This window comes from Gibbsiella greigii, from assembly GCF_039540155.1.
Taxonomy (GTDB): Bacteria; Pseudomonadota; Gammaproteobacteria; order Enterobacterales; family Enterobacteriaceae; genus Gibbsiella; species Gibbsiella quercinecans.
Genome location: NZ_BAABEM010000007.1, coordinates 343,650 through 370,049 on the forward strand (window position 1 = coordinate 343,650; position 26,400 = coordinate 370,049).

General features: G+C 50.4%; 31 protein-coding genes, 1 pseudogene and 1 other annotated feature. Of the genes and pseudogenes, 10 read left to right on the plus strand and 22 right to left on the minus strand.

Translation table 11 applies throughout. From position 1 onward, the window contains the following. Window positions 1-118 precede the first annotated feature (118 nt). Window positions 119-1,891 (plus strand): terminase ATPase subunit family protein, encoded by a 1,773-nt coding sequence (locus tag AC559G_RS08195; protein ID WP_498912158.1) that lies wholly within the window; start codon window positions 119-121, stop codon window positions 1,889-1,891. Further along, window positions 1,891-2,907, plus strand: a complete 1,017-nt coding sequence (locus AC559G_RS08200) for a phage portal protein (protein WP_498912159.1) — start codon at window positions 1,891-1,893, stop codon at window positions 2,905-2,907. Before AC559G_RS08195 ends, AC559G_RS08200 begins: the two co-directional genes overlap by 1 nt. Before the next feature lie 81 nt (window positions 2,908-2,988). On the opposite strand, the gene AC559G_RS08205 is transcribed toward AC559G_RS08200, so the two are convergent. From AC559G_RS08205 to AC559G_RS08260, 12 genes are all read right to left on the minus strand, one after another. Further along, the gene (locus tag AC559G_RS08205; protein ID WP_498912160.1) at window positions 2,989-3,492 is read right to left on the minus strand and encodes a CHASE3 domain-containing protein; all 504 of its coding nucleotides are present in this window, start codon (window positions 3,490-3,492) and stop codon (window positions 2,989-2,991) included. Continuing rightward, window positions 3,489-3,818, minus strand: a complete 330-nt coding sequence (locus AC559G_RS08210; RefSeq protein ID WP_498912161.1) for an STAS-like domain-containing protein — start codon at window positions 3,816-3,818, stop codon at window positions 3,489-3,491. The genes AC559G_RS08205 and AC559G_RS08210 overlap by 4 nt, the downstream gene beginning before the upstream one ends. Further along, a complete protein-coding gene (locus AC559G_RS08215) occupies window positions 3,808-4,884 on the minus strand; it encodes a hypothetical protein (RefSeq protein WP_498912162.1) in 1,077 nt (358 codons plus the stop codon). The genes AC559G_RS08210 and AC559G_RS08215 overlap by 11 nt, the downstream gene beginning before the upstream one ends. Window positions 4,885-5,310: 426 nt before the next feature. Further along, window positions 5,311-5,502: a hypothetical protein gene (locus AC559G_RS08220; RefSeq protein WP_498912163.1), complete on the minus strand. Its 192-nt coding sequence runs from the start codon at window positions 5,500-5,502 to the stop codon at window positions 5,311-5,313. 76 nt (window positions 5,503-5,578) lie between these two features. Next, window positions 5,579-7,792: a replication endonuclease gene (locus AC559G_RS08225; protein ID WP_498912164.1), complete on the minus strand. Its 2,214-nt coding sequence runs from the start codon at window positions 7,790-7,792 to the stop codon at window positions 5,579-5,581. Further along, window positions 7,789-7,911: a hypothetical protein gene (locus tag AC559G_RS08230; RefSeq protein WP_498912165.1), complete on the minus strand. Its 123-nt coding sequence runs from the start codon at window positions 7,909-7,911 to the stop codon at window positions 7,789-7,791. The genes AC559G_RS08225 and AC559G_RS08230 overlap by 4 nt, the downstream gene beginning before the upstream one ends. Beyond that, the gene (locus tag AC559G_RS08235) at window positions 7,908-8,132 is read right to left on the minus strand and encodes a TraR/DksA C4-type zinc finger protein (RefSeq protein WP_498912166.1); all 225 of its coding nucleotides are present in this window, start codon (window positions 8,130-8,132) and stop codon (window positions 7,908-7,910) included. The genes AC559G_RS08230 and AC559G_RS08235 overlap by 4 nt, the downstream gene beginning before the upstream one ends. Then, window positions 8,132-8,368: a DUF2732 family protein gene (locus AC559G_RS08240; protein ID WP_498912167.1), complete on the minus strand. Its 237-nt coding sequence runs from the start codon at window positions 8,366-8,368 to the stop codon at window positions 8,132-8,134. Before AC559G_RS08240 ends, AC559G_RS08235 begins: the two co-directional genes overlap by 1 nt. Before the next feature lie 65 nt (window positions 8,369-8,433). After that, the gene (gene repB / locus AC559G_RS08245; RefSeq protein WP_498912168.1) at window positions 8,434-8,736 is read right to left on the minus strand and encodes a phage replication protein B; all 303 of its coding nucleotides are present in this window, start codon (window positions 8,734-8,736) and stop codon (window positions 8,434-8,436) included. 11 nt (window positions 8,737-8,747) lie between these two features. After that, complete coding sequence (locus tag AC559G_RS08250; RefSeq protein WP_498912169.1) at window positions 8,748-8,927, minus strand: phage filamentation protein Fil family protein; 180 nt, start codon at window positions 8,925-8,927, stop codon at window positions 8,748-8,750. Window positions 8,928-8,937: 10 nt separating this feature from the next. Beyond that, the gene (locus AC559G_RS08255) at window positions 8,938-9,447 is read right to left on the minus strand and encodes a phage regulatory CII family protein (RefSeq protein WP_498912170.1); all 510 of its coding nucleotides are present in this window, start codon (window positions 9,445-9,447) and stop codon (window positions 8,938-8,940) included. A gap of 38 nt (window positions 9,448-9,485) precedes the next feature. Then, complete coding sequence (locus AC559G_RS08260) at window positions 9,486-9,710, minus strand: QIAIP family phage-derived DNA-binding protein (protein WP_498912171.1); 225 nt, start codon at window positions 9,708-9,710, stop codon at window positions 9,486-9,488. Between the two features lie 120 nt (window positions 9,711-9,830). Between AC559G_RS08260 and AC559G_RS08265 the strand changes: the two genes are divergently transcribed. From AC559G_RS08265 to AC559G_RS08275, 3 genes are read left to right on the plus strand one after another with little or no spacing between them, the layout of a single operon-like run. Continuing rightward, window positions 9,831-10,706: a helix-turn-helix domain-containing protein gene (locus AC559G_RS08265; RefSeq protein WP_498912172.1), complete on the plus strand. Its 876-nt coding sequence runs from the start codon at window positions 9,831-9,833 to the stop codon at window positions 10,704-10,706. 11 nt (window positions 10,707-10,717) lie between these two features. Next, window positions 10,718-11,062 (plus strand): YebY family protein, encoded by a 345-nt coding sequence (locus AC559G_RS08270; protein ID WP_498912173.1) that lies wholly within the window; start codon window positions 10,718-10,720, stop codon window positions 11,060-11,062. Window positions 11,063-11,078: 16 nt separating this feature from the next. Continuing rightward, window positions 11,079-12,098, plus strand: coding sequence for a site-specific integrase (locus tag AC559G_RS08275; protein ID WP_498912174.1), 1,020 nt, complete (start codon window positions 11,079-11,081; stop codon window positions 12,096-12,098). 298 nt (window positions 12,099-12,396) lie between these two features. Here AC559G_RS08275 and AC559G_RS08280 read toward each other — a convergent pair whose 3' ends face one another. The 6 genes and pseudogenes from AC559G_RS08280 to AC559G_RS08305 all read right to left on the minus strand — a co-directional run bounded on the left by AC559G_RS08280 (window position 12,397) and on the right by AC559G_RS08305 (window position 15,993). Further along, window positions 12,397-12,825 (minus strand): WapI family immunity protein, encoded by a 429-nt coding sequence (locus tag AC559G_RS08280; RefSeq protein WP_498912175.1) that lies wholly within the window; start codon window positions 12,823-12,825, stop codon window positions 12,397-12,399. 57 nt (window positions 12,826-12,882) lie between these two features. Beyond that, the gene (locus AC559G_RS08285) at window positions 12,883-13,509 is read right to left on the minus strand and encodes a hypothetical protein (RefSeq protein ID WP_498912176.1); all 627 of its coding nucleotides are present in this window, start codon (window positions 13,507-13,509) and stop codon (window positions 12,883-12,885) included. A gap of 401 nt (window positions 13,510-13,910) precedes the next feature. Further along, window positions 13,911-14,138: an Ogr/Delta-like zinc finger protein gene (locus AC559G_RS08290; RefSeq protein WP_498912177.1), complete on the minus strand. Its 228-nt coding sequence runs from the start codon at window positions 14,136-14,138 to the stop codon at window positions 13,911-13,913. A gap of 143 nt (window positions 14,139-14,281) precedes the next feature. Beyond that, a pseudogene (locus AC559G_RS08295) lies at window positions 14,282-14,785 on the minus strand (lysozyme); the annotation flags it as partial. Next, window positions 14,769-14,987 (minus strand): HP1 family phage holin, encoded by a 219-nt coding sequence (locus tag AC559G_RS08300; protein WP_095845905.1) that lies wholly within the window; start codon window positions 14,985-14,987, stop codon window positions 14,769-14,771. The gene AC559G_RS08300 and the pseudogene AC559G_RS08295, both read right to left, overlap by 17 nt. Window positions 14,988-15,228: 241 nt before the next feature. Beyond that, window positions 15,229-15,993, minus strand: coding sequence for a DUF481 domain-containing protein (locus AC559G_RS08305; protein ID WP_095845904.1), 765 nt, complete (start codon window positions 15,991-15,993; stop codon window positions 15,229-15,231). A 488-nt stretch (window positions 15,994-16,481) separates the two neighbouring features. Here AC559G_RS08305 and AC559G_RS08310 point away from each other — a divergent pair, with 488 nt between their 5' ends. Beyond that, window positions 16,482-17,555 (plus strand): 3-deoxy-7-phosphoheptulonate synthase, encoded by a 1,074-nt coding sequence (locus AC559G_RS08310; protein WP_498912178.1) that lies wholly within the window; start codon window positions 16,482-16,484, stop codon window positions 17,553-17,555. 6 nt (window positions 17,556-17,561) lie between these two features. Then, window positions 17,562-18,683 (plus strand): bifunctional chorismate mutase/prephenate dehydrogenase, encoded by a 1,122-nt coding sequence (tyrA, locus tag AC559G_RS08315; RefSeq protein WP_498912179.1) that lies wholly within the window; start codon window positions 17,562-17,564, stop codon window positions 18,681-18,683. 56 nt (window positions 18,684-18,739) lie between these two features. Here tyrA and pheA read toward each other — a convergent pair whose 3' ends face one another. The 4 genes from pheA to bamD all read right to left on the minus strand — a co-directional run bounded on the left by pheA (window position 18,740) and on the right by bamD (window position 21,561). Then, the gene (pheA, locus tag AC559G_RS08320; protein WP_498912180.1) at window positions 18,740-19,897 is read right to left on the minus strand and encodes a bifunctional chorismate mutase/prephenate dehydratase; all 1,158 of its coding nucleotides are present in this window, start codon (window positions 19,895-19,897) and stop codon (window positions 18,740-18,742) included. Between the two features lie 45 nt (window positions 19,898-19,942). Further along, window positions 19,943-20,068 (minus strand) — a sequence feature (Phe leader region). Then, window positions 20,020-20,067 (minus strand): pheA operon leader peptide PheL, encoded by a 48-nt coding sequence (gene pheL, locus AC559G_RS08325; RefSeq protein WP_121525945.1) that lies wholly within the window; start codon window positions 20,065-20,067, stop codon window positions 20,020-20,022. It overlaps the preceding feature by 48 nt. Window positions 20,069-20,175: 107 nt before the next feature. Further along, window positions 20,176-20,517: a ribosome-associated translation inhibitor RaiA gene (gene raiA, locus AC559G_RS08330; protein ID WP_095845899.1), complete on the minus strand. Its 342-nt coding sequence runs from the start codon at window positions 20,515-20,517 to the stop codon at window positions 20,176-20,178. Between the two features lie 312 nt (window positions 20,518-20,829). Then, window positions 20,830-21,561 (minus strand): outer membrane protein assembly factor BamD, encoded by a 732-nt coding sequence (gene bamD / locus AC559G_RS08335; RefSeq protein ID WP_279026591.1) that lies wholly within the window; start codon window positions 21,559-21,561, stop codon window positions 20,830-20,832. A gap of 131 nt (window positions 21,562-21,692) precedes the next feature. Here bamD and rluD point away from each other — a divergent pair, with 131 nt between their 5' ends. The 3 genes from rluD (at window position 21,693) to clpB (ending at window position 26,105) form a co-directional block, all read left to right on the plus strand. Then, window positions 21,693-22,670, plus strand: coding sequence for a 23S rRNA pseudouridine(1911/1915/1917) synthase RluD (gene rluD, locus AC559G_RS08340; protein WP_095845897.1), 978 nt, complete (start codon window positions 21,693-21,695; stop codon window positions 22,668-22,670). Then, window positions 22,670-23,401 (plus strand): purine nucleoside phosphorylase YfiH/LACC1 family protein, encoded by a 732-nt coding sequence (gene yfiH / locus AC559G_RS08345; protein ID WP_498912181.1) that lies wholly within the window; start codon window positions 22,670-22,672, stop codon window positions 23,399-23,401. Before rluD ends, yfiH begins: the two co-directional genes overlap by 1 nt. A 130-nt stretch (window positions 23,402-23,531) precedes the next feature. Beyond that, entirely contained in the window at window positions 23,532-26,105 is a 2,574-nt protein-coding gene (clpB, locus tag AC559G_RS08350) for an ATP-dependent chaperone ClpB (RefSeq protein WP_438597086.1), read from the plus strand. The last annotated feature ends 295 nt before the right edge of the window (window positions 26,106-26,400 follow it).

A 26,400-nucleotide genomic window follows, 5' to 3' on the forward strand; every position in this document is an offset into this window, starting at 1 on the left:
TGGATTCGGGGCTAGTGTGTGGGGAATAACGGTGCGGCTCAACGCGGCGCGGTTGGAAGATCCGAGACACAACAGGCACTTAAGGCAGGTTGTCGCCGGGTTACGTAGCCTTTGCGGCATGAATATGACACCGACAACCACCCTCATCAGCGATCCGCGCCGACAGGCAGCCTTGCTTTACTGGCAGGGCTTTTCCGTGCGCCAGATTGCGGAAACGCTGAGCCTCAAGGCGCCCACCGTGCAGAGCTGGAAAAAACGCGATGCGTGGGAAGATATCGCGCCGATTTCGCGCGTTGAGCAGAGCATGGAAGCGCGGCTGATCCAGCTCATCATGAAAACCAAAAAGGAGGGGATCGACTTCAAGGAGATTGACCTATTGGGCCGTCAGATTGAGCGGCTGGCACGGGTCAACCGCTATGCCCAAAGCGGCAACGAGGCGGATTTAAACCCCAAGGTCGCCAACCGCAACAAGGGCGAGCGCAAACCGGCGGAGCGCAACGTTTTCAGCGACGCGGCCATTGAAAAGCTGCAAAGCATTTTCATGGAAACCACCTTCGACTATCAGATGGCGTGGTATCGCGCCGGGTTAACCCATCGTATCCGCAATATCCTGAAATCGCGCCAGATCGGAGCCACTTTCTTTTTTGCCCGCGAGGCGTTGCTGGACGCGCTGACCACCGGGCGCAACCAGATTTTTCTGTCGGCCAGTAAGGCGCAGGCGCATGTGTTCCGTAACTACATCATTGATTTTGCCCGGCTGGTCGAGGTTGACCTGAAAGGCGATCCGATGGTGCTACCGAACGGCGCCCGTCTGATGTTTCTCGGCACCAACGTGCGCACCGCGCAGAGCTACACCGGCAATCTGTACTTGGATGAATATTTCTGGATCCCCAAATTCCAGGAGCTGCGCAAAGTCGCCAGCGGCATGTCATTGCATAAGAAATGGCGTACCACCTATTTTTCCACGCCGTCCAGCCTGGCGCACAGCGCGTATCCGTTCTGGTCGGGGGAGTTGTTCAACAAGGGGCGCCGCAGTAAGGCCGACCATATCCAGATTGACCTGAGCCACAGCCATTTATCCCAGGGCGTGCTGTGCGGCGATGGGCAATGGCGGCAGATCGTGACGGTCGAGGATGCGCTGACCGGCGGCTGCAACCTGTTTGATCTTGACCAGCTTTCACTCGAATACAGCCCGTCAGAGTACCAAAACCTGCTGATGTGCGAATTTGTTGATGATACCGCGTCGGTCTTCCCGTTCGCCGAGCTGCAAGGCTGCATGGTCGACACGATGGAGGAATGGACGGACTACCAACGCTTTGCGGCCCGGCCGTTCGGTTACCGCCCGGTATGGATTGGTTACGATCCGTCAGAAGCCAACGGCGGCGACAGCGCCGGGTGCGCCGTGGTGGCGCCGCCCATGGTGGCCGGGGGCAAATTCCGCGTGCTGGAGCGCCATCAATGGCAAGGGATGAACTTTGCCGACCAGGCCGAAAAAATCAAAGCGCTGACGGAAAAATACTGCGTCGAATACATCGGGATTGATGCGACCACCGTCGGTCAGGGGGTGTTCCAACTGGTGCGGGAGTTTTTCCCGGCCGCCCGCGAAATCAAATACACCCCGGAAATCAAGACCGCCATGGTGCTGAAAGCCAAGGACACCATTAGCCGCGGCTGCCTGGAGTACGACGCCGGCCACACCGATATCACCGCGTCATTCATGGCGATCCGCAAAACCATGACCGCCAGCGGCGCGCGCTCGACCTACACCGCCAGCCGCAGCGAAGAGGCCAGCCACGCGGATATCGCCTGGGCCATCATGCACGCCCTGTTAAATGAACCCCTGACCGCAGGCAGCGGCCACGGTACCTCGAATATTCTGGAGTTTTACTGATGAGCAAACGCAAAGGCCGCAAGGCATTACCCCGACCACAACCGGCAGCCGCCCCTGGCATGGAGGCGTTCACCTTCGGCGATGCGTCGCCGGTGATGGATAAGCGGGAGATCCTGGATTATGTCGAGTGCTGCGGCAACGGCCGATGGTACGAACCGCCGATCAGCTTTGACGGGCTGGCGCGCAGTATGCGTGCCGCCGTTCACCACAGCAGCCCAATGTTTGTGAAGCGCAATATCCTGGCATCCACCTTTATCCCGCACCCGCTGCTAAGCCAGCAGGAATTCAGCCGTTACGCACTGGATTATCTGGTCTTCGGCAATGCCTTTCTGGAATTGCGTAAAAATCACCTCGGGCAGCCCCTGCGCCTACAATGCTCACCGGCCAAATACACCCGCCGGGGCGTCGAGCCGGATACCTACTGGTTTGTGCAGGATTGGAAAGAGGCGCACCCGTTTGCGCCAGGGAGCGTATTTCATCTGATTGAACCGGATATCAACCAGGAGCTGTATGGCCTACCGGAGTACCTGAGCGCGCTAAATTCCGCCTGGCTAAACGAGGCGGCCACTCTGTTCCGCCGCAAGTATTACCAGAACGGCGCCCACGCCGGTTATATCCTGTATATGACCGATGCGGCGCAAAGTACCAGCGACGTCGACAGAATGCGCCAAGCCATGCGTGATACCAAAGGGCTGGGCAACTTCCGCAACCTGTTTATGTACGCGCCAAACGGTAAGCCCGACGGTATTAAAATCTTGCCGCTGTCAGAGGTCGCGACCAAAGACGATTTTTTCAATATTAAGAATGCCAGCCGCGATGATCTGCTAAGCGCGCACCGCGTACCGCCGCAGATGATGGGGATTATCCCGAATAATACCGGAGGGTTCGGGGATGTTGAGAAGGCAAGTAAGGTATTTGTAACTAATGAGCTTCGTCCATTACAGGAAAGAATGAGTGAAATTAATTCTTGGTTAAAAATAGATGTATTGAAATTCAATAGTTATAATTTTACATGATATTATTGGTGAGTTGTTTTCGCCGTTAAGTTATATGATGATTTACCCCTTTACTTGTGTATTTTAAGTAAAGGGGGTGGGTCAGTTTACTTTTGAGTGAAGGAAATGTTTTTCATATTTCTCGTCAACATTTTTTTTAATTGAACTAGTATATTTAGATACCGTCATTGTAGTGCGCATTCTTTGAATTTCTTTGATTTCCCTTACTTTTTCTAAATTGTATGTCGCTTCGCGAAATATTTTTATCATTGCATCTGAATGCTCATCACTTTCAGGGACTCTAGTGGAAAGATACTTCAACCATCTTTCTAGCTCACTTAAGTAACTATTTATCTCAACCTGGTATGCCAATGGGCTTATAAATTTATTGTCTTGGGGGAGCCAAAACTTTCGAGATGATGACTCAATATCTTTTAGAAGATCAGATATATTCTTAACTATGGACCAAGTTTCACTTCTTTTTTGAAGTGCTCTAGAGTTTTTGTACACAAAAGCCCAGCCAGAAACTGCTACAACTATAGCCAAAACTCCAGTTTCAGCTAAATACTTAATCACATCGCCTAAGAAAGATATTACTCCCATCATTTTTTATTTTCCTTAGTTGCCTCATCTACATATTGCCATGCGCTTTTTAATATAAAATCTAAACTGCAATGTAATTTTAGTTTTTTCCGTATTGTTTCTTTATCTATACCGTGACTACGATAAAGTCCAGCGAAAGCTTCATCTAAAAACGATGACCCATATCCCATAGCACCGTCCATATAAACATTCACTATGTCGGCTTTGACGAATTTAGGGTACAATATTTCTTCTCTGAATCTCTTTCCATTATCAGGGCCATCATCTTCATTACGACCAAATGGCAAGTCTGAAAATTCGTTAGCAATATCAATGTTCTCAACTTTCATTTTTTTTTGCCTCAATAAAAATGTTCCACTGAATTAAAGTTCCGCCAACAGAATATTTATAATCTATTTTTTCTTCTTGTTTTGATGACGAATAATAAGAGTATCTTCCCATGCCACTGAATATGTGTAATTCTCCCATAGGGTTGTCTAAAACAAATCTTTTTATATCAGGCAGTCCTTTGCCGTGTTTTTCACTTTTCATCCGAGTTTCACCATATTGAACTGCTGCGTGGATTTTTTCTGCATCAGTTTCTGGCTTAAACATTTGAAATATAATGCTAAAAAAATCTCTTTGTACCAATGTTAACGGTATTCCCTCACCCATGTCATATATAAGGATAAACATTTGATCTTCAATTAATCTGGAAAATATCCACCATCTCTTACCAGCTAAGCCTATAAAATCTTTATATTGATATTCACTGGAATAAGCATGTAAACCAACATTACTTATAGATTCCGTAACTGCAGCATATAAGTTTTGTGCATCTATCGGAGTGATATTTCCACCATAGATCTTTTCTTTTATGAAGTTTAATACTTGTTTAATTGTAGCTCTCGCCTCTTGATTTACATGTGGATCTTTTGATGCTCCAGCAACAGAAGAAACAACAGGCAACCCGATAGCCTCTTGTTCACTATATTTCTGAAATTTTGTAATATCCCATATGCCGCATCCTGCAAACATTCTATTAACTCGAGCATTGTTGCAAGGAGTCAATGTTATGATATTTTTATCATTAGTTAGTCGCTGGAAAAAATCTATATGTGCATAAAGAACAACCATTGCACAAGCTTTAAGTGATTCAGTGTTTCTGAAGTTAATAATTATTTTGTTGTTTCTTTCTATTTCATCTCGAATATCAGTTAAAAAACGTACAAAGCAATTATAGTTATCACTATTAAAAAGATCTAAGACTTTCGGTGCAAAAATTCGTACTCTTGAGAAGACCCTCAGATTCATTGCAATAGCGTTTCTATAGCGTTTTTTCCGTGAGCGACGCTTTTGGATACCCTTTGCATGTATCAGTTGCTGCTGCATGTCTTCGATAGTTAACTTCTTCATTTATAACACCTTTTATTCAATCCTTTGAGTTTAACATTTTAAATTTTAGTTTCAATCATAATTACACATAATAAGCAATTTCCTAATGTCAGAGTATAATGGTTAAAAAATGTTATTTTTCATTATGTTATTGTTTTTACTTTTTCATAACACCAAACTGCTACATACAGGTTAGACAGGTTAGATTCAGATACAACCAAATCATGAGTTTTCTGTCTCCCACCAGGCAGAGGCTGTAAGCATAAAAATATAAGTCTTGAAGAAGGGCATGCGCGCAATGCTATCCCCGCCTCGCCTGCGCGCTTTGTGTGTCACATTTCATGCACCTGCGTGATCCGGCGCGATCCGCGCCAGGGGTGGCATTGTAGGGGAGAAACGCGCACCGGATCATCATGCAAATTCATGCACTCTATGCATGCAGACAAATTATTGGCGGTTTACATACGCCTTACACAAGGCTTCATTATGCTGTCTTCCTGAGTTTTGAGCATTTGCTAAATCAGCAATAAGAGAAAGTGCAATCTGTAACTCTTTGTTTTGTCTGCGTGTTTCAAGAGTTATCTCTGCAATGAATTGTACGCGTGACAAAACAAGCTTGGCGCTTTCGAAGGTTTCCATATTTCTAACTTACCTAATTAATATAACTGTGTATACATACAGTATTGCGTAATTTGTTACGTTTTGCAACAAGTCGTTAAAAGCCATTCCAATCACCTAGCATTTCATACCGTACTGAAATATCACCAAATTTCACGCTAGCCCCTCGAGCCAGTGCCTCCAGCTCCCAACGTTCTGCATCGATATCATGTTGAGCCAAGTCTGCACGGATTTTCCCAATACGCTGGCGTTCCGCCGGGGTCAATCTGGCTGATGGGGCAACTGTTGGCCTTTCATAGGGGGATGTTTCGTGCTGCTGTTTGTTTACCTGGGGCATATTGACGCGTATGCGAGCCATGACAGACCGTGTAACGGTCATATCATCCCAGTCAATCGGGGTTTCCGGTGCATGTTCCATCACCTCTACGGGCGTTACAGGCGGCTTTTCTTGCCCATTTTCGGCAGTGCTATGACCAGCCAACCCACAGTTATTGACAGGACTCCGAGGCGCGCCAGAGGCGCTTTTTAAGGTCAACCCCTCAACGGCAACAGCTTTAGCGACGATGCGCCATTGCGTTGTGCGGGTTTTATAGATGCGGTCGCTCCCAAGATGCGGGGCAAAAATACCGGCAATCTTTTTAATCTCTTCGTCATATTCATTGGTTTCATCGGCAACCCGGCGAGCCACTCGCACGGTCTGATCGTCGCGGGCAACGTTGGGGCCACCCTGCGCCAGAATATAAGCAGCAAAATCACCGGCATCAGCCGCAGCGCGCACTGCTTCCACGCTTTCATCGAACTCATCAGCCAGACTGACAGAGCGGATTTTGCGACATTCGCGCCAGGCGCCGCGTGATGGCAGGCCCAGGAATTGAAATTGAGGAATGCGCCAGGTACTTGCCCAGGCGGTGACCGCTGCCGCCGTATCCGTTAGCAACTCGCCAGTTTCATGATCGCGCTCACCGTCCAGGGCATAGCCATCAATATTCTTTGCGATATATTTCGCGATATATCCTGCGGCTCCGCCTTTGTTCAGGTGCTTGCAGTCAAAGCGGTTTTTGGCTGCGCCACGCTCGTCGCCATCTTCCGCCATGGCATAACGGCGCATAATGTCGATCACCGGCTGGCGCTGCTCCTTACGGGTAAATAGCATCATATGCCAATGGGGTGTCGCATCATGGTGAGGCTCAACGACACGCACGCCGTATACCTGCAGGCCAGCATCTTTAAACGCGGTACGGATCTTACTCCACAGATTCACCAGGTAACGCTGGCCGTCTTTGGGCGTATGGGCTTGTGCGTCCCAGTTGTGATTGAACTGCACTTTGGGGTTATCTTTCCCGATAGTGCGCGTTGGGTGATATTTGGATGGCGTGGTGATGGTGATAAACATCCCTTTATCGCCTTTTGTTGCCGCTGCTTGTTCAACGCCTGCAATCATCGCCATCAATTCCATACGGCGGATTTCCGGGTTAGAGATACTTTTCATCACCTTGTCGATCAGGCTGAAACGTTCGCCGGTTTCGACGTTCTCCAACTCACGGCTGTTGAGGTAGTCAAGGTTAGACTGGCGGCGCGCTTTCACATCACGGATCGCCTGCTTGCTAGCGTATGACGATGCCCCGCGATTCACTTTACCGACGGCAATCAGCAACGCCTCGCGCCAACGCGTGCGCTGGGCTTTCAACTGGCGTTCCCACCACTCGGAATTCACCAACCGGGACAGACTGGCGATCGCGCTGGCGGCGTCAAGTTTACGACGGCGATATTTACGCCAGTGCATCGGGATGATGTTGAACGCGCGCGCCATACCGGCAATACGCCCATAAAACGCTGATTGAGTGGCATCTTCTAGCAGCCCGGTATTATCGCCGCCGTTCTCTGCGATAAACTTATCGCAGTAATCTTCGTAATTTTGCAGCAGTTGACCGGCCACCCTATCGGCAAGGCGGCGCAACGCTTTGTCATCCATGCCCGGTAACTGGGCGTAGTTGTCCACCTCGGCGGAAAAACGCAGAGAGGCGCCAAGATTCATGCCGTTTTTTTCATTAACGGCCTGGAGGCGGGGCCAGATGCGGCGATCAAACTGGAATACCAACCATTTGTTGGCATCGTGCAGCCCTTTGCCTTTCAGCAAATGGGTGTAGCGGGTGAGGAACATGGCGCTAAGAAAGCGCGGCAGGCTATGAATATGACTTAAAACCGCTTGCCCCTGAGCCAATTGTTCACGGGTAAGCGGTTTTACCGCGCCGGGTAGTACCTGGCGCGGTGTACTTCCAGGATAAGCATAAGCGGGGATCGCTTGGCTCATTGCTTATCTGAGCTTGTTTTTTCTGTTTTATGGACACATGCCGATTCGCTCAGATCGGCCGCAAAAAAATGGCCGTTCATCAGCGCCAGCAGGCTGAATAAAACAAAGAAACCGCTCATACTTGCCCCGCAAAATGACGGCTCTGTGCCTCGCGCTCATGTTGGCAATTCACACAGGTATTCACGCCGGGAACGGCTACCCGGCGGGCGGTAGGGATCGGGGCTTCGCATTCTTCACACACGAATGCGGACGGCAGCCCTGAAGACTTGCGAGCACTGGCGATCTGCGCTTCCAGTATCTGCGCCTGTTTTTCTTGTGCGTAATCCATCAAATCGGCCATTAGTGCAACTCCTGCGCCTGGTGCTCAATGACCTCTGCTTCTTGGCGCAGCAGCTCTACCGCTTCAATTGCATTCAGGCCTTTTGTTGCAATGTGAGCGGCCAGACGTAGCAGACGCGACGCGGCGAGATCGGCCTGGTTTTTACGCTCATCGATACGGGCGTTATCAAGCAGTACAGTTACGCAAGTCACATCATTGCCACCGGCGGGGTCAATACCGATAATCTGTTTATTCATCTATAAATTCCTTTATTCAGGTAAAGCGATGCCCGGCGGGTTTACGCCAGAATTACGCAGTACGGTTAATTAATGTTTAGTTCGCAATCATCTTCACTGATAAATCGCGGTAAAGATTTTGATAAATCAAGAAGGTCATTCAGCGCCCAAACAATTTGCTTACGCTCTGAATAACTCATTTCGGAAAACTTCATATTGATATGCCGTTCTTTCAACCCGGCATGAAAACAAACCGTCCGGCGCATATGCCCCGGCGACTTATCAAAAGCCTCTTGTGCCTCGTTTCGTTTATGCGCAAAAAAATCACGCTTAATTTGTGAAATGCGCTTAATGCCAATAGCTTTTTGATTTTCATTAGCCAGTAACATAACACTCCTAATTAACGGCAGAACAAACGACGCAATAACGGTGTCGGTTTTACCGTGGTGAGGCCGCGCAATAATGCCCGCTGATCGTAATGTGGCCGCCAGCGTTTACCGCCGGGTAATTCAATGAACCCATGTTCGAAGTGACGGGATGGGCTTTGCTGTTTCAGCAATGGAGCTATGGAGATAATCATAGAGATAGCCTTAGCTTAGGCCCGTAACAGCACTCAGGCCGCTAATGACATCAACGGCACTTGCCAAAGCAGGAGTGGACTGAAAACGGGTTTGTACGGTTAAACCAATTAGGGATAAATGGCGGATCGCCGTATTGACGCTGTCCAGTAGCGCACTTTTACGTACAGGCGTTTTGTGATCGCCCTGAACGGCAGCGGCCGCGACGTTGCCGACGGCGGCAGTCGCTTGAAGCGCGTATGTTGGGATGTTACCGGTGCTGGCTTCGTTGACCGGTACGGACGGCATACAGTTGATTTGTGCTAACAAGGCATCGAGCAGACTGGAATCTTCCGTAGCGTCAGTGATCGCGAGCAATTCAGCGCAAGTGAGTTGATGAGGCTGGCCGGGACTCAGCTTATTGCGCAGTGTTTGTGCATTCATACCGAGTTGCTTGGCGAGCGCCGTCACATTATGGCGTGCTGGTAACTGCCGGCAGGCCTCCTCGAAGTGCGGATGTTTAGATACGGCGTAATCAAACATGTTTTTTATTCTTCTAATCTTAAATAATTAAGTTCGACTTACGCAGCGACGTAACGGCAGTTGATACCCTGTTGAAGCAGGCGAGCGCGAAACGCGATCATGTTGATACGTGCGGCTCCGCCTCCTTTTTTTCTTGGAAGAATAAGTAGATCGCCATCGGCAACCATCTGTTTAACAGTGCGCAGGCAGTATCCGTATTGTTCACCGAATTCTTCATAAGTCATGAGGTCGCGGCCAGATGGGATTGCAATTTGAAGATTCATAAATCATCATCTCCGATTAAGTGTCGTTTTAGTGCATTGGCGTGCATTTTTGCTTCTGTGAGGGGCACTCTAAAACGAAAATACGTTTATGTAAACCCTTTTACGTTTGTGTGGGACATTATGGAAATACTTGGTAACGATGCAAATGCAGTATTTGAACGTTTGTTAATCGCATATAACGTTGATACTCAAAAGGCTTTGGCTGAGAAGCTCGGTGTCCATGCATCCAATGTAAGTGGTTGGGTTATAAGAGGAAGTATTCCGGGTAGTGCCTTGGTAAAGTGTGTTCTCGATACTGGGGCTGATCTTCAGTGGTTAGTTAGCGGTGAACTTAAAAATTTAAGTTGTCCGGGTTCGGTTTTTGCTGATGCAAAATTAAAAGGTCGCTCATTTCTTGATCGGATTTTAACTGCCGGTGGCAAACCCATAGTTCAGCGCATCATGGATGCATACGGCTACAAAATGCAGAAAGAGCTTGGTGATCGTTTTGACTTGTCTTCTGGCACTATCAGCTCCTGGATTCGGCGTGATTTCTTTCCCGCCGACATTGTGATCGCCTGTGCTTTAGAAACAGGCGTTTCTTTAGAGTGGCTGGTCACTGGTAGAGGTAATGGTACCGATAGAATAATTGATACTGCAAATCAACAATTACCGAGTGCAACTAATTTAGTCACAATACCTAAATATCTATTTGTGTCTAGTATCTTAAAACCGGATGGAAATTGGACTTGCGAAAGAAGCTTAATTCCTTCTTCTATTGTTAATGCCGCTTTTGTTGAAGGTTTGAAGAATTCATGGCTTATAGAAAAAAATATAGAAGCCATAGGAAGTGGTCGTTGGTTTGTTGATATAGATGGTGTGGTTGATGTTTATGATGTTGCAAGGATTCCAGGAAATAAACTCAAGCTTTCTAATCATTCAGCGCAGTTTGAATGCAGTGTTGGCGATATAAATCCTATTGGTTTAGTTATCATGACTTTTGAACGGCATATGTAAGGAAGTAAGTTTTGAAATTGAAGTCGTTAGTTTTATTTCTACCTTTTATTTTTTCTTTCGGTGCATCAGCTAAGGGGATGTTACCTGTTGCTGAAAATGATTTCGGCAAAGAATGGGCCTTTACTTTTAAGAATGGCGCTCTCCTATGCAAGTCAAATTTCGGTAATGCTGTTTTTATAGTTAATTATGATAATGGGAAAATGTACCCGCTTAACGGCACAGCTTCTGCTGCCACAGCGAAGGGAAAGGTAGGCGCTTTCAATCTTGATGATGTATGGAAAGAGGATATAGATGTACCCGGCACAAAAGTTAGTATCTCACCATTTATTGATGCTGGCTTGAAGAATTGTAATTGATAGAAAGGTATAAAATATGGCCGTGGTTAAACTACCCTCCGGAAAGTGGCAGTGCGACTTCTATATAAATGGCCGTGGAAGCCGACGCATACGGAAAAAGTTTGACACTAAAGGTGAGGCGGTAGCTTTTGAGCAGTACACATTAAATCAGGCCGCTGATAAACCGTGGCTGGGTGAGAAGGAGGATCATCGAAAGCTCAGTGAAATAATTGATTTATGGTATCGACTTCATGGCCAAGCTTTGACAGCCAGCAAGTCCCGCATGGGAAAGTTAAAGATAATATGTGACGGGTTAGGCGACCCAGTGGCCTCACGGTTCAATGCTAAAGATTTTGCTCATTATCGAGATCGCCGACTTCGTGGTGAAATTAGCAACGGGTATCATGACAACCCCGAAATGTGGGTTGTTAAACCGGTGACAGTAAACCGTGAATTGCAGTATTTAACTGCTGTATTTAGTGAGTTAAAAAGGTTGGGTGAGTGGAATTTACCGAACCCGCTGGAAGGAGTAAGGGCATTCACGGAGGAAGACCGCGAAATGTCGTGGCTAACACAGGCTCAGATAAAAGAGCTATTAGCCGCTTGTGATGCTTACGGGAAAGAGCATCTTACTCGTATAGTTAAAGTGTGTTTAGCAACTGGCGCACGCTGGAGTGAAGCAGAAAACCTTACCCGTTCCCAGCTTTCGCCTCATAAACTCACGTATTTCAGAACCAAGGGAAAGAAAAACCGAACAGTTCCGATTCCATTATGGTTGTATGATGAGCTATCAACTTTACAAGGTAGGATGTTTAAGGCGTGCTATCAAGAATTTAAAAAAGTGCTGGCGCGTACAAAAATAGTTTTGCCAGAGGGGCAGAAAACGCATGTTCTCCGGCATACCTTTGCTGCTCATTTCATGATGAACGGAGGCAATATTTTGGTGCTTCAGCGTATCCTCGGCCATGCAAATATTCGCGAAACGATGCGATATGCGCACTTTGCACCCGACCATCTTGAGGAGGCAGCCTTGCTTAATCCTATTGCTGACTATTGACTACAATGTGACTACGCAGCATGCACGCGAATGCATTTGATTGCATCAGAGATACACTTAACTTATTGTTATATATAAAAACACCATGCATTTCAAAGTGATGCGGAAGGAGCGTCTTAACTAAGATACAGCTAACGCTGCATCCAAAAGTTAATAATTATCTGGGGCTTACCGTTATGGTAAGCCCCTTTTTTATGCACAGAAAACCGGCATTCTGAGTGCCGGTTTAAGGGTGAATTAAGTCATTAGTTTTGGTTGTTGAACTGGTGGTCTCATAGCTCTTAAGGGGGGCATATCATTAGTTCTGCCATGAAATGATATCGTCCAGACCTGAGAGCAGGTCGGGAAAATAACTCTCATCAATTTCGAAAGAGTCCTCAAGCGTAACACTGTCAGCATGGTCTTCAGGTTTCAAAACCATGCTGACTCCAACAGCTCCGGCAAAATGTGACTGGTGAAACTTCAGCGTTACCTGATCGAATACTGAGGTTAAATTAATATCCTTAAATTCTATCCCATTTTTTATGGCTTGATGGAATCCATACATATCATTCCTGGACTGTTCCAACTGACCGACAAAAAACTCTGCCGCAAACTCAGTTTTTAAGGCTGGAATGGTGAATTCAACCCATAGCATAATGCGGCTATAGGCAGGCACTTCAGGCTCAGACAACCTTTCATAAGGCGTTAATTTGAGGTGTCTTGTGCCGCTCGTGATATCTATCATTATTCCCCCTTTACGGCATGTACTGAAAATGCATGATAGTCTAATCAGCTTCCCTGACTAAAACCTCAAGACGGTATGACTTGTAAATAAAAGGCCTTTATTTTGCCTGTCTTCCACAAGCTTATACATGCGAGCTTCATACCGAAAAAAACCAGGTTTTTTCAGTGGGTCTGGCGTTCTGGTACCATAACGAATTGCCTTTTCCTGAATCTGCAAAGGCACATAGCGACCAGGCGTGAGCATATGTTTTGCCGATGACTCAGTCATCCTGAGAACACGAGCTGATAAGCCCATTTTAAGACGTCCACGCAAGATACTGATGGTGGCCTCACTCAGCTTCACGGTTACAGCAGTTTTTACACCAGTCTCCAGCAGTGCCTTGCCCACCCGAAAAAGACGAAATGCACCAAAGGCAATTAATGCGAGGTCTGTTGGGTCAATAAGAGGAGATTCTAATGGTGCTTCTTCCATTCGGATGAACACACCGTCTGCATCATAAATCTGCCACAGACCTGGAGCCTGGGATACGGAGTAACCAATGCACATCCCGCTTTCATCATCAACGATGGGTTTAGAGTTCAGGGGGGGATTACGGGGGCGGAGCTCGAAGTATTCACCGGATGGCAATTTTGATTGGAAGGTGTAAAAGCGTCCGGGCTCACCTGTAATTATTCCAACTGTCATTGTCCTGATTTCCTTTAGAGTTTACCGTGGGGCATCATAATGGACATTTTAGCTTCAATCTACTTTGTCTGACTATAATTCAAACGGTTCAGGAAGCTAACGCATCGTTGGGCTCATTGAAGTATGTGCACTTTGCTCCCGAGCACTTGGAACAAGCCGTCACTCTAAATCCTTTATCATTCTCTATTGGCGAAAATTTGGCGGCGAGGTTTCATAACACTGCAACTCACTGTATTTAAAATTAATTTAACTAGTTGTTTTTAATGATGATTTTATGTTATTAGGGTATTTATACTAGGAGCGTTTTAACTAAGATACAGCTAACGCTTCATCCAAAAGTTAATAATTATCTGGGGCTTACCATTATGGTAAGCCCCTTTTTTTGGCCGTTTAGCCATCGTTTACATTGCGCTGGCGTTCGGTTGTTTCCCCGCCGCCGCCGGGCGCTGAGGTTGCACCGCAACGCTCTCGCTCGGTTTGGCGATCACTCGTGCAACTGATTCATGGGTGGCGAAAGTGCAGCTGCAATGAATATTTTGGCATTGATGATAGCGCTCTTTGGTTGAGTTACTGAGGTAACGGCTGGAGCGGGTATGGGCCACGTTACCGCACAGTGGACAATGCATCATAGGAACCCCCTTGATAGATAATTAAAAAATTTTGTGTTTGAACTTATTCAGTGGTTTGCTGGTTTAGTGAGCAGTATAGGCGCCGGGACATTCTCATTGCCGGTGTTTTTCATGGCCTGGCGTTGGTTGGCCGCCGCTCGTCTGGCGCCGCGCAGGCATAGTGTGCGCTCCGCCGCCCGCCGTCGTTCCAATCCCTTGCTTTTTATCCCCAGCACATACACCCATCGCGGCAGCTGATTGCATGCTTTCTGCCATTGCCGCTGCTGTAAAAAACGCATCATGGTCGAATGGCAGGCGGCGTGCACGCCAACGTTGAAGGCAAAAGCGATCACCGCGTCGTAGATTTCTTGCGGCATATCTGCCGGTAAACAGACCGCCATCCCTCTCTCTACATGGCGAACGTCCGCCAGAAAGTCTTTCGCCACCCGCTTACGGGTTACCGTTTGGCCGGGGAGCACGTCGAGGGTATGGCCGATACCGCGGGTCCAGATATCCGCATCGCATTGGTAAGCTGTCAGTTGGCAGCCTTCAAAATTGGCGATCAGCATCAGACCCGCCTGTGACGTTTTCAATTGATCAAACTGAGGCAGCGTTGCCACCAAAACCAGAATAGTGGCAGTGCTGCATCGTTTAGCGATTGAGTTCATCGTAGATCCTCCTGGCGGCTGCGTTTCGTTGGATTTCTTTCAGTAACTGGTAGTTTTTTCGCCGGTAGTACCAGTTGACGAGGAAGGTGCCAATGCCCACCGCTGAGCCCACCAGAAAGGCGATATCCTGTGGTGAAAGTTTGCCGAGCCAGGCGAGAAACAGCGCCATGGCATAGGTAATCAATGAAGTCATTTTTTCCATAACGCATATCCTGCATCGCCCTGAGAAACGGCGTTCATCAGCGTTATCGACCATGGGAGCCTGCCGCAGTAGATAGCTGTCATATTTTCCCTCCCAATAATTATACTGTATATATAACCAGTATTAAGCAATTTGCTAAATAGGTCAACCGTGAAATCACAAACTTTTTAGCAAGGGAGAAAAGGCAAATTTCAGGCATAAAAAAGCCCACCGGAGTGGGCTTGGCAGGAAAGAAGAGGAATTACAGACCGTAAACCAACGTGACCGAGGTGGTGGTGTCGGTTTTCTTCGGTGCAGAGGCCGGCGGGTTATTGTTATAGGTCACCGTATAGGCCAGGCGCAGCGAGAATTTTTCATTGATCGCGACGTTCAGCGCCGTTTCCGAGTTCAGGGTCACGTCTTCGTTGGCCAAAGCGGAAAGGCCTTCGGTGAACTTGGTGGTATCGGTCAGCTGATACGTATAGTTTGCGGCACCGTAAGCCAGTGCTTTGGTGCTGCGGCCGCCGCCGTGATATTCGTCGTGGCGTACGCCAGGACCAAATTCAAGACGCAGATCATGCACTGGGCCATTCAGCACCTGGCGCCCGTAACCTACGGTGAGCGTCGAGCGTGAATCATAACCGGCAAAGCGATCGTTCAGCCAGTTAGCCTGGCCGAACAGGTAATTACGCTCAGTCATGTTGTAACGGGTACGTCCGCCCACCTGATATTTTTCGCTTGAGCGAACGTTGGAGGAGGTGGTGTTGTTGGCGGCTCCCCACAGACTATAGGCCGTAGAAGTATTGAACCAGGTCAGTGAACTGTTCGCCAGCAGCGAGGAGTTTTCCGAGTTACCGGATTGCGCGTTATAACCCGCCTGTACATTACCTTCAAATGGCTTCTTCGCGGTTGCCGGGTCATCCATCGCGGTGAACAGTGTATTGTCTGCGAAAGAGGGAATACTGGCGAAAGCGGTGAGGCAGCTAATATACAATGGGATAGCGCGACGAGCGCGTAAAGAGAGCATTTTGGATCCAGTCTGTTAAAAGTGATGAGTGATTGCCGACGTATTATAGCGATTCGGAATTGCGACAAAAATAGCCATAGTTAGCTTAACTTATTCATTTTTCATCGTCACTTATGCATTTTTCTTCTACTTACGGCATGAATCGCTTGTCGTATTACCTATTTAGGCGGGAGCCGCTTAGCGCTAAAAACGCGTATCGTTGCCGTTCGTTAATTTTGTTGTAAACATATCTTTACTTTTGGGTGCTTTATACTTGATGGCTTTAAAAGAAAATGGGCTTTTTTTGTGATGCGGTGTTTTGTTAATAACATGATGTATAGATATATTTTGTTGTGTGAGATTGTTTTTTTCTCGCTTGTTTGTGTGTGGTAATTTTTTATTTACACTGAATGGATTGAAATCTTTACATCGCGTGATAAGGTATAGCCCAGTAACGCTCAATGTTTCAAACACGCTCACGCATAACAGCACACGACAGGACTAGCATCATGCAAAAAGACGCGCTCAATAACGTACACATCAGTGCCGAACAGGTCATGCTCACCCCCGAAGAACTGAAAGGGCAACTCCCGCTTACCGCCAGTGATGAATTGGCAATCACGACGGCGCGCCAGACCATCGCCAATATTTTACAGGGGCGCGATCATCGCCTGCTGGTGGTTTGCGGCCCATGTTCCATTCACGATCCAGACGCTGCGCTGGATTACGCACGTCGTTTAAAAACCCTGTCGGCTGAATTGAGCGATCAGCTGTATATCGTTATGCGCGTCTATTTTGAAAAACCCAGAACTACCGTCGGCTGGAAAGGCTTGATTAACGATCCGTATATGGACGGCTCGTTTGATATTGAGGCCGGCCTGCAGATTGCGCGTCGCCTGCTGTTGAATCTGGTCAACATGGGGCTGCCGTTGGCGACAGAAGCGTTGGATCCGAACAGCCCGCAATATCTGGGCGATCTGTTCAGTTGGTCAGCGATCGGGGCGCGCACCACGGAATCGCAAACGCACCGAGAAATGGCTTCGGGCCTGTCGATGCCGGTCGGTTTTAAAAATGGCACCGATGGCAGCTTGAGTACGGCGATTAATGCGATGCGCGCCGCTGCGATGCCGCACCGCTTTGTGGGGATCAACCAGGCGGGGCAGGTTTGCCTGCTGCAAACCCACGGCAACCCGAATGGGCATGTGATTCTGCGCGGCGGCAAAGAGCCGAATTACAGCGCGGAGCACGTTGCCGCATGTGAAAAACAGATGCAGGATGCGGGACTCCGTCCGTCCTTAATGGTAGATTGCAGCCATGGCAACTCGAATAAAGATTATCGCCGTCAGCCGCTGGTAGCGGCATCCGTGGTTGAGCAAATTAAAGCGGGTAACCGTTCGATCACCGGCATCATGCTGGAAAGTCATTTGCATGAGGGCAACCAGTCTTCTGAACTGCCGCGTGCCGAAATGCGCTATGGCGTATCCGTTACGGACGCTTGCATTAGCTGGGAAAACACGGAAACGCTGCTGCGCCAAATGCATCAGGAGCTCGGCGCGGCGCTGACGGCCCGCACTGGAGAGTAGTGATTTATGGTGGCTGAACTGACCGCATTGCGCGATCAAATTGACGATGTAGATAAAGCGTTGCTGGATCTGCTGGCAAAACGCCTGCATCTGGTGGCTGAAGTTGGTGAGGTCAAAAGCCGCTATGGTTTGCCGGTGTATGTTCCGGAGCGTGAAGCGGAAATGCTGGCTTCGCGCCGCAAAGAGGCCGAAGCCCTGGGGGTGCCGCCAGATCTGATTGAAGACGTGTTGCGCCGGCTGATGCGCGAGTCTTACACCAGCGAAAACGACAAAGGCTTCAAGGCGTTGTGCCCTCAACTGCGGCCGGTCGTAATTATTGGCGGTGATGGCCAGATGGGGCGGTTGTTCAACCGCCTGCTATCGCTTTCCGGTTATCAGGTAAAAGTGCTGGAGCAGCAGGATTGGCCGCAGGCGGAAACGTTGCTGGCGGATGCAGGTATGGTGATCGTCAGCGTGCCGATCCACGTGACGGAACAGGTGATCGCGCGTTTGCCGAAGCTGCCGGATGACTGCATCCTGGTCGATCTGGCCTCCGTGAAGAACCGGCCATTGCAGGCCATGCTGGCAGTACATGGCGGGCCGGTGCTTGGTTTGCACCCGATGTTCGGGCCGGATGTTGGCAGCATCGCCAAGCAGGTAGTGGTCTATTGTGATGGGCGTCAGCCGGAAGCTTATCAATGGCTGCTGGAACAACTGCAGGTTTGGGGAGCCAGGTTGCACCGCATCAGCGCCGTTGAACACGATCAGAACATGGCGTTTATCCAGGCGCTACGCCACTTTGCGACTTTCGCCTACGGGCTGCATCTGGCGGAAGAGAACGTGCGGCTTGAACAGTTGCTGGCGCTCTCTTCACCCATCTATCGGCTGGAGTTGGCGATGGTGGGCCGGTTGTTTGCACAGGATCCACAGCTGTATGCCGACATCATTATGTCATCGGAAGAGAACATCGCGTTGATTAAACGTTATTACCAGCGTTTCGGCGAAGCGATTGCGTTGCTTGAGCACGGTAATAAGCAGGCGTTTATTGAAAGCTTCCAGAAAGTCGAGCACTGGTTCGGCGATTACGCCCAGCACTTCCTGGTGGAGAGCCGTTCGCTGTTGCGGCAGGCTAACGACAGCCGCCAGTAATTGCATTTTTCGGTGTTGTGTAAAAAGGGTTTGGCAATGCCAGACCCTTTTTGTCTTTAGGAAGGATTGACCGGCACCACGTTTTCACTGGGGTAGCAGCCCAGCACTTTCAGGGAGCGGGTAATGGGTGCCAAATCCTTAAGCGCCTTTTGCATCGCCTCCGAGCGCAGGTTGGCCTGCACATCAATATAGAACATCTCTTCCCACGGGTTGCCGTTGATGGGCCGTGATTCCAGTTTGGTCATAATGATGCCGTTTTCGCGCAGCACCAGCAGCGCTTCCACTAATGCCCCCGATTGCTGGCCGGTGGCCATGATCAGCGTGCTTTTCGCCGGCACCTGTTCGGAAACCTCTATCGCTTTGCGCGCCAGCACGATGAAGCGCGTAATGTTCTGCTGCTGGTTTGCCAGGTTATGTTCCAGCACCTGCAGGTTATACAGCGCGCCGCCGGCCTCGCTGCCCAGCGCCGCCACGTTGGGTGAATTCAGGCTGGCGACTTTCTCCATCGCTGCTGCAGTGCTTTCGCAGTACTCGATGTTCCAGTGCGGGAAGCGGTTGATGAACTGGCTGCACTGCTGGAAAGGCTGTGGATGGCTGTACACGGTTTCTATCTGGCTGAGGTCGGCATCACCGGATACCAACACGCAGTGGTTAATCGGGTTGCTCAGTTCGCCGACAATCGACAGGCTGGTGTGCTGCAGCAGATCGTAGACGTCATTAATTGAACCGGAACTGGTATTTTCAATCGGCAAAATACCGTAATCGGCTTGCCCGGTTTCCACCTGGGTGAAGATATCCTGGAACTTGTGGCAGCCATGCTCGATCAACTGCTCAAAATGGCGTGCGGCATACTGGCGGGCAGCCAAATGTGAATACGAGCCTTTTGGGCCGAGGAAAGCGATACGCGCAATGTGTTGGCTGGTAGCGTTGAGCTGCTGCTGCAACAGCGCCTGTTGCGTCAGAACGGAATCCTCGATGATCAGTTGGAACAGGCGGGTGACATAAAATCCGTCAAGGCCGTGGGGTTTGGCGGCCTTAACCAGCGTTTCAAGCAGATCGCGCTCGCGTTCTTTGTCGCGGATCGGGTTGTGGGAGTGCAGCTTGGTTTTGCCCACCTCGATCGCCAGTTTCCTGCGTTCCGCCAGCAGCGCCAGTAGTTTTAGATCCAGCGCGCTGATGCGTTCGCGCAGCGCAAGTAACGGGTTATCAGTCATAGTCAGCTTTGCCTTGTGTTTTTATTCATTTGTTATCGAATAGCCATAAAAAAAGCCCCCTGTTTCAGGAGGCTTTGCTGTTCGTCTTTGCATTCTTTGTCACACGACGAAACGCCTCCCAATCAGGGGAAGGTAAAAAAGAATGCAAAGAAAAACGGTTTGTGTGCCATGGGGTACCCAGCGGTTTGATTGCTCAAGGTTAAGTTAACCGCGGGCTTTTCCCTGTGTCAACAAAAAACCCGCCGAAGCGGGTTTGATGCATCATGTTCGTGAGCGGATTATTTCTGTTCCGGTTCCACTTCCGGGACGATATCTTTTACGCTGGCGGCGGCGCGGCGCGCTTCGCCCTTGTGCTGAACCTTATTCAATTGGCGTTCAAGTTTTGCGATCAGTTCGTTAACTGCAGCGTACATATCATCGTGTTTTGCGCTGGCGACCAGCGGGCCGTTTGGCGTAGTGATGGTGGCGTCGGCCACAAAACCCTGGGGCTCTTTGGATAAAACGATATGCGGGTTAATGAGTTGAGCTTGCCATTTATCCAGTTTGGTAAGACGGTCTTCGACATGATTGCGGATGGCGGGGGTGATATCCATTTGTTTGCTGGTAATGTTGACTGTCATATAACTTACCTCTTGTGTCTTTCCGTCTTTGGATAACTTCAGCATACCTGTGTTTTTGCTTAAATGCGTGATGGAGATCACATTTTTTTGTCACTTTTTGTCAATTGCACGCGTTCTGTGATTTGGCTGTTGAAACCTGCATACAGCGCTTGAGTCTTGGTGCCGGATCGCGCATTATTGATGGGATAACTTTGCGGCGTATAGTGCTAATAGCCTGTTTTTATTAAGGTGTATAGCCAGTTTTTCGTGCGTCGGCAGAATAAAAAACGGCAGCTGAAGGCTGCCGTTTTTTGTGTCTTGCCACCGGGGATGTTAAGCCGGGTTGGCGGCAATAATCTTCGCGACCTTATCTGCCTGGCCGTTCAACTGCAGTTGCTTATAGGCATTTTCCATCAGCGGCAGTGCATCTCGGGTTGCTTTTGTATCCGGGAAATCACGCAGCATCTGTTCTACACGGTTAACAACCGCGACGTAAGCGCCGCGTTTGGTGTAGTATTGCGCAACGGAAAGTTCGTATTTGGATAAACGATCTTTCAGGAACACCAAGCGTTTTTGCGCATCGGTTGCGTACTGGCTGTTCGGATACTGCTGGATCAACTGGCTGAAATCACGGAACGCAGCACGTGCGTGCTCGGGATCGCGGTCGGAACGATCGACGCCAAAGAAGCCCTGCAGCGCACTGTCATCCAGCGCCATATCCGTCAAACCGCGCATATACATCACGTAATCGATGTTTGGGTGCGTTGGGTTCAGGCGCATAAAGCGATCGATAGACGCTTGTGCCAGTGGCAGATCGGCAGATTTGTAGTAGGCATAGATAAGATCCAACTGAACCTGCTGGGAGTATGGCCCGAAAGGATAGCGGTTATCTAACGCTTCGAGTTGCGTAATAGCACCCTTGAAGTTACCGTCCTGTAGTTTTTGCTGGGCGTTAGCATAGATTTCCGAAGGCGGGTTGTCGGGAACCGTATCCTTGGAGCTGGAGCAACCTGCCAGCGCCAGGCTCAACGTGGCTGCCGCCACCAGATATTTCATACGCGTCATGACGTTTTGATTATCCTCAGGGTGTTATTCCGGGAGACTGACCGTTAAGCTCCCGACAAAGACCAGTTACAATAGCACATTATATTAAACGGCATCGCCGTGAAAACCCAACGTTAACGAAGAAGCTGCATATGGCACAACAAGTACAACTCACCGCAACGGTGGCCGAATCTCAACTCGGACAACGTTTAGATCAGGCTTTGGCCGAATTGTTCCCTGATTATTCAAGATCTCGCATAAAAGATTGGATCCTGGAAGATCGAGTTCAGGTCAATGGCAAAACGATAAACAAGCCGAAAGAGAAGGTGCTGGGCGGGGAGACGGTCGCCATTGATGCACAGATAGAAGAAGATGCACGTTGGGAGCCGCAGAATATCGCGCTGGATATCGTCTATGAAGACAGCGACATCCTGGTGATCAACAAGCCGCGCGATCTGGTGGTGCACCCGGGCGCCGGCAACCCGGATGGGACGGTGCTAAATGCGTTGCTCTATCACTTCCCGGCCATTGCCGATGTGCCGCGTGCCGGCATTGTTCACCGTCTGGATAAAGACACCACCGGGCTGATGGTGGTGGCGAAAACCGTGCCGGCGCAGACCCGGCTGGTGGAATCGCTGCAGGCGCGGGAAATTACCCGTGAGTATGAAGCGGTGGCGATCGGTACCATGACCGCCGGCGGCACGGTGGAGGAGCCGATTGCTCGCCACTCGACCAAACGCACCCATATGGCCGTGCACCCGATGGGCAAACCCGCGGTGACCCACTACCGGATTATGGAGCATTTCCGTGCCCATACTCGCCTGCGGCTGCGGCTGGAAACCGGGCGTACGCACCAGATCCGCGTTCATATGTCGCATATCAATCATCCGCTGGTGGGCGATCCGCTCTACGGTGGCCGCCCACGCCCGCCGAAAGGGGCATCGGAGGCGTTCATTCACACCCTGCGCGGTTTTGATCGCCAGGCGCTGCATGCCACCATGCTGCGCTTGTATCACCCCATCAGCGGGATTCAAATGGAATGGCATGCGCCGTTGCCGCAAGACATGGTCGATTTGGTGGATGCGCTGAAAGCGGATACCGAAGCGTTCAAAGAGCAGATGGATTGGTGATGAATTCACTCATCGTGCCCGACTGGCCGCGCCCTGAAAGGGTGCGGGCCTGTGCCACGTCCCGGCATGGCGGCGTCAGCCGCCCGCCTTATGATTCACTCAACCTCGGGACGCACGTGGGCGATGATGCCCAGGCGGTGGCGGCCAATCGTGCGCGCCTGGTGGCGGGGGCGGCACTGCCGCAGATGCCGGTATGGCTCGAACAGGTGCATGGCACCCGTGTGCTGCGCCTGGACGGCACGCCGCCGCAGGATGTGTGTGCAGACGCGGTTTACACGCGCCTGGTTGGGCAGGTGTGTGCGGTGATGACCGCAGATTGCCTGCCGGTGTTGTTTTGCTCACGCTCTGGTGATGAAGTGGCCGCCGCCCATGCAGGCTGGCGCGGGTTATGCCAAGGCGTGCTGGAAAATACCGTGGCGGCTTTTGCCGCCGGGCCGGGCGACATTTCCGCCTGGCTGGGGCCGGCCATCGGGCCGCAACGCTTTGAAGTCGGGGCAGAGGTTCGCGCCGCGTTTATTGCGGTTGATCCCCAGGCCGCGGGGGCTTTTACACCCTACGGCGATAAATTCCTGGCCGATATTTACCAACTGGCGCGCCAGCGCCTGGGGCGTGCCGGGGTCACCGCCGTTTACGGCGGCGGGCGTTGTACCGTGGCGGAAAGTCGCCAATTTTTCTCTTTCCGGCGCGATGGAATCACCGGGCGTATGGCAAGTTTAATCTGGCTGATATAACCTATTGAATTAGGACGATCCACTGACGCATAACGTGGTACTCATAATAAAGTGTTGGAATAACCTTGAAAATTTGAGGGATGACCTCATTTAATCTCCAGTAGCAATTCTGACCTGTATTGGAGGTGTTATGCGTCTGGATCGTCTTACCAACAAATTCCAGCTTGCCCTCGCCGATGCCCAATCCCTAGCCCTTGGGCGCGACAACCAGTTTATTGAACCGTTACACCTGATGAGCGCTTTGCTCGCACAGGAAGGGGGCACGGTTCGCCCATTGTTAACTTCTGCCGGTATCGATGCAGGCCGTGTAAGCACCGAGATCGAACAAGCGTTGTCCAGATTACCGCAGGTTGAAGGTACAGGCGGCGACGTACAACCATCCCATGAACTTGTCCGGGTGCTGAACCTGTGCGATAAGCTGGCGCAAAAACGTGCGGACAAATTCATTTCTTCTGAGCTGTTTGTGTTGGCTGCGCTGGAAGATCGCGGCGCGTTGACCGATTTGCTCAAAGCTGCCGGCGCAACGGCCGACAAAATCAGTAAGGCCATCGAACAGATGCGCGGGGGGGAAAGTGTGAATGAGCAAGGTGCGGAAGATCAACGGCAGGCATTGAAGAAATACACCATTGATCTTACCGAGCGCGCGGAGCAGGGGAAACTGGACCCGGTTATCGGCCGTGATGAAGAAATCCGCCGTACTATCCAGGTGCTGCAGCGCAGAACCAAGAACAACCCAGTGTTGATCGGTGAACCCGGCGTGGGTAAAACCGCGATTGTTGAAGGGTTAGCCCAGCGTATTATTAACGGTGAAGTGCCGGAAGGGCTGAAGCATAAACGCGTGCTTTCGCTGGATATGGGGGCGCTGATCGCCGGGGCGAAATACCGCGGTGAGTTTGAAGAGCGTCTGAAAGCCGTATTGAGCGATCTGGCTAAACAGGAAGGCAGCGTCATCCTGTTCATCGACGAATTGCACACCATGGTCGGGGCCGGGAAAGGCGACGGCGCAATGGATGCCGGTAATATGCTCAAACCTGCGCTGGCCCGTGGTGAACTGCACTGCGTTGGCGCCACCACGCTTGACGAATACCGTCAGTATATCGAGAAGGATGCAGCGCTTGAGCGGCGTTTCCAGAAAGTGTTTGTGGCGGAGCCCAGTGTTGAAGATACCATCGCGATTCTGCGCGGCCTGAAAGAACGCTATGAGCTCCACCACCATGTGCAGATTACCGATCCGGCCATCGTGGCTGCCGCGACGCTGTCGCACCGCTATATCGCCGATCGCCAGTTGCCGGATAAAGCCATCGACCTGATCGATGAAGCCGCATCCAGCATTCGTATGCAGATGGATTCCAAGCCGGAAGCGCTTGATCGGCTTGAGCGCCGTATCATCCAATTGAAACTGGAACAGCAGGCGCTGAACAAAGAATCTGACGACGCCAGTAAGAAACGCCTGGAAATGCTGAGTGGCGAGCTGGATCAGAAAGAGCGTGAATACGCTGAGCTTGAAGACGAGTGGAAAGCTGAGAAGGCTTCGTTGTCTGGTACCCAGAATATCAAAGCGGAACTTGAGCAAGCCAAGATAAGCCTTGAACAGGCGCGCCGTGTGGGCGATCTGGGGCGTATGTCCGAACTGCAGTACGGTAAAATTCCTGAGTTGGAAAAACAGCTTGCCGCGGCGACCAACGCCGAAGGTAAGACCATGAAGCTGCTGCGCAATCGCGTTACCGACGCCGAGATCGCCGAAGTGCTGGCGAAAGCCACCGGGATCCCGGTAGCCAGAATGCTGGAAGGTGAGCGCGATAAACTGCTGCGTCTGGAACAGGAACTGCATTCGCGTGTGATTGGCCAGGATGAAGCGGTGAACGCTGTTTCCAACGCCATTCGCCGTAGCCGTGCAGGCCTGTCGGATCCCAACCGGCCGATCGGTTCTTTCCTGTTCCTGGGGCCAACCGGGGTAGGGAAAACCGAGCTGTGTAAAGCGCTGGCGTCGTTCCTGTTCGACAGCGACGATGCGATGGTGCGTATCGACATGTCCGAGTTTATGGAGAAACACTCCGTGTCGCGGCTGGTGGGTGCGCCTCCGGGCTACGTCGGTTATGAGGAAGGTGGTTATCTGACCGAAGCGGTGCGCCGTAGACCTTACTCGGTGATCCTGCTTGATGAGGTAGAGAAAGCGCACCCGGATGTGTTCAATATCCTGCTGCAGGTTTTGGACGACGGGCGCCTGACGGATGGCCAGGGCCGAACCGTTGATTTCCGTAACACGGTGGTGATCATGACATCCAACCTTGGCTCCGATCTGATTCAGGCGCACTTTGGTGAGATGAACTATGCGCAGATGAAAGAATCCGTGATGGAAATGGTCAGCCATCATTTCCGCCCGGAATTCATCAACCGTATTGATGAAGTGGTGGTCTTCCATCCGCTAGGCCAGAAACATATTGCCGCGATTGCCAAGATCCAACTGGCTCGTCTGTATAAACGTCTGGAAGAACGTGGCTACGAAGTCACCATGACCACGCCGGCTTTGGAACTGCTGGGTAAGATTGGTTACGATCCTGTCTATGGTGCGCGGCCGTTGAAACGCGCTATCCAGCAAGAGATCGAAAACCCGCTGGCACAGCAGATACTGTCCGGGAAATTGTTGCCGGGCAAACCGGTAACGCTGGATGTCGAAAACGAGCATATTGTGGCTAAACAATAACTGCCAGGCAGCAAGTGAATGAGAAGGGAGCGAGCAATCGCTCCCTTTTCTTTTATCGCTTTAACGGCCTTTACCGGTGTGGCGGGCTAAAAACGAACGTTTTCCGGTGAATTAATGCACCATTAGGGGCTTTTTGGCGTTTTTATATTCGTTTGACAGTTTTTTTTCAATTAGGGGTTGCAGGCTGCCGGGAAGTCCCTATAATGCGCCTCCACTGACCGGGAACAACGACTGACAAGCCGCCGGGTCAGCAAGACGAAAGCGAAATAAACGCTTGACTCTTCGGGCGAAAAGC